Genomic DNA, 2,592 nt, shown 5'->3' with positions numbered 1-2,592 from the left:
GGGCCCGGGTAGAATTAAAACCATTTTATAATCACTTGGAGCCTTTGCTATTCCTGATATAGACAACGCACTGACTAAAAAAATTACTAACATTCCTACTATAAAAAACCTTAAATATTTTATTTTCATTTTTTCATTACCACCTAATTTTTATTTTTTAATTTAACAAAATTAATTATTCAGGCACTAATACTATTTTTCACCTCCTTCCTCTATTATTAGAATTAAATTTTACAAAACTGAAGCCTATCACCTCCTCAAGAAATTATTTATTTTTAGCATCATCTCTTCTGTAGGTAAATATAAGTTCTCGTCTGGCCCTTTAAGACTTTTTAATGACTCTGATTGGTAACTATTGCTTCTTTCCCTCCTGCTTCCAGTTAAAATTCGATTAATTCCAAATCTTTTAATTATTACTTTACCTTGCTCTTCACCAATTCCCCATATCCTTTTTCCCCAATTACCCCTTCATAGTCTTTATATACTATTTCCCCACGGAGGATAGTCATGTATATTTTCCCTCTTAAAGTCTTCCCGGCGAGGGGAGAGTATTTTCCTTTACTTTTCAGCTTTGAGGGCTCTACGGTCCATTCTTTATCCAGGTCTACAACAGAAAAGTCTGCATCACTTCCTACCTGAATGGCTCCCTTTTGGGGATAAAGTCCGTACCTTTTAGCCGCATTCTCAGACATTAATTTTTGAATTTCAGTTAAATTTAATCTACCACTGTGATAGCCATAGTGGAGCAAAGTAGGAACAACTAACTGTGTACCGGGGATACCGGCGTAATTCTTCCAGATATTAGGAGATGATTTTTCTTCCGGATATTTCCCCGCTGCATGGTCGGTGCAAATAAAATCAATGGAACCATCTTTTAATCCTTCCCAGAGTGCATTTTGATCTTCTTCTCTACGTAAAGGTGGTGCAATTTTCAAAATCGATCCCCTTCTTTTAAGGTCTTCAACGGTAAAAATTAAATACTGTGGGCAGGTTTCGGTAGTTACATCTAATTTATGAGCTTTGGCCCAGCGAATAATATTTAATCCTGCCTTGGTAGAAAGGTGTACTAGATGCAGTTTATTCCCGACTTTTTCAGTAATCCCGACTACCGACCAGATGGCCTCTGGTTCTGCCTCATATGTCCTTCCCTCAGACCAGCTCTCGGGATCTTCTCTCCCCATCTCCTGCATCAGATGAGAATAATATTCCACCAAATAATAATCCTCTGCGTGTACCGCGCAAACCAGATTTAAATCTTTCAATATTCTAAAGGTTTTATCCATATCCGGGAGCGGCATCCTGGGGTAGAGTTCCATCCCGGAAATGGTATAAAATTTTACTCCGATGATACCTCTATCTTTTAATTCTTTTAAGCTTTTCTTATATTCTCCTGATTCTACTTGCTCCGGGGTTACCCCTCCCCAGAAGGCAAAATCTACATAGGCTTTTGGTTTTACTATCTTTAGTTTGTAATCATAATTTGAAGCAGTGGTAATCGGTGGAATAGAAGTACAAGGCATATCGATAATAGTAGTAATACCCCCTGCTGCTGCACTCTTAGTCCCGGTCTCAAAATCTTCTCTCTCCGTAAATCCAGGGTCATCAAAATGCACATGAGGGTCAATAAAGCCAGGGAATACTACCTTTCCTTGGGCATCAATTTCTTTTTTCACAGAAAGCAATGCCTCATCTCCTGGTACAATATCTTTTATCTTCCCCTTTTCCACATAGATGTTTACTTCTTTCCACTCTTCATTTTTCACCATCCGGGCATTTTTAATTCTTAGCACCTTATCTCCTCTTGGTTTCCCATTTTAAATGAAATTATTTTAATTATAACATTATCTTATGTATATTTAAAGTTTTCTGCGGGTTCGATGAATCGAGCCCCTACACTTGTTTTTTAATTTTATGAATAATCGTTAAATTCTTTAATCTAATTTTTAAAGAATCGGGATCGGTAAAAAGAATAGAGTTGATGCCGATTTCTTGCGCAGAAAGGACATTTTCTTCCGTATCATCTATAAAAACTGCCTCTTCGGGTTTAACGCCCTCACTTCTCAGAATATGCCGATAAAAATCCGGATCAGGTTTGGATAGGCCAATTAAATTAGAGGCATAAACTGCATCGAAAATATCGTAATCGCCTTGATTTAAAAGATAGTAATAATGCGAATCAATAGTGTTAGTGCCACAAACAACCCTTGAATTATTTTTAAGTTGTTTTATTATATCCTTTGTATCCTGATTTATTCCCGGGTTAAAAAATTTACCAAATAATTCCTCTTTCACTTTCTTTCCATATCTTAAAGAAAATCTTACCCAAAATTCATTACTGTTAATTTTTCCATCAAGAAGTTTTCTAAAATTTTCACCAACACAAATAAAAAAATTTTCTTCAGTAATTCCCAGATAATCACTTATAACGGGAATATCATTAAAGTCACAACACAAGACGCCCCCCATGTCGAAAATAAAAAGTTTTTCCATAATCATCCTTTCCTGGAAGAATATAAGTCTGCCCCACTTAAGAAATACTTGGAGAGTTTAAAAAATACAATCAATATGGGAAGGCTTGCCATAGCAGCTACT

The 2,592-nt window shown here is 36.3% G+C and carries 2 protein-coding genes; both read right to left on the bottom strand.

Annotation, left to right across the window (positions count from 1 at the left end; translation table 11 throughout):
• Positions 1–413: 413 nt before the first annotated feature.
• Entirely contained in the window at positions 414–1,790 is a 1,377-nt protein-coding gene (gene allB, locus COZ07_RS07390; protein WP_406607931.1) for a dihydroorotase family protein, read from the bottom strand.
• Between the two features lie 100 nt (positions 1,791–1,890).
• Positions 1,891–2,490: an HAD family phosphatase gene (locus tag COZ07_RS07385; RefSeq protein WP_406607930.1), complete on the bottom strand. Its 600-nt coding sequence runs from the start codon at positions 2,488–2,490 to the stop codon at positions 1,891–1,893.
• Positions 2,491–2,592 lie beyond the last annotated feature (102 nt).

It is taken from the genome of Candidatus Infernicultor aquiphilus (assembly GCF_002784285.1).
In the GTDB taxonomy this organism is placed as follows: Bacteria; Atribacterota; Phoenicimicrobiia; order Phoenicimicrobiales; family Phoenicimicrobiaceae; genus Infernicultor; species Infernicultor aquiphilus.
This window is presented reverse-complemented; position numbering and strand designations above follow the sequence as displayed.

Excerpts from the sequence above, each read along its gene's own strand:
- COZ07_RS07385 (WP_406607930.1), bottom strand. The coding sequence starts at position 2,490 with ATGGAAAAACTTTTTATTTTCGACATGGGGGGCGTCTTGTGTTGTGAC.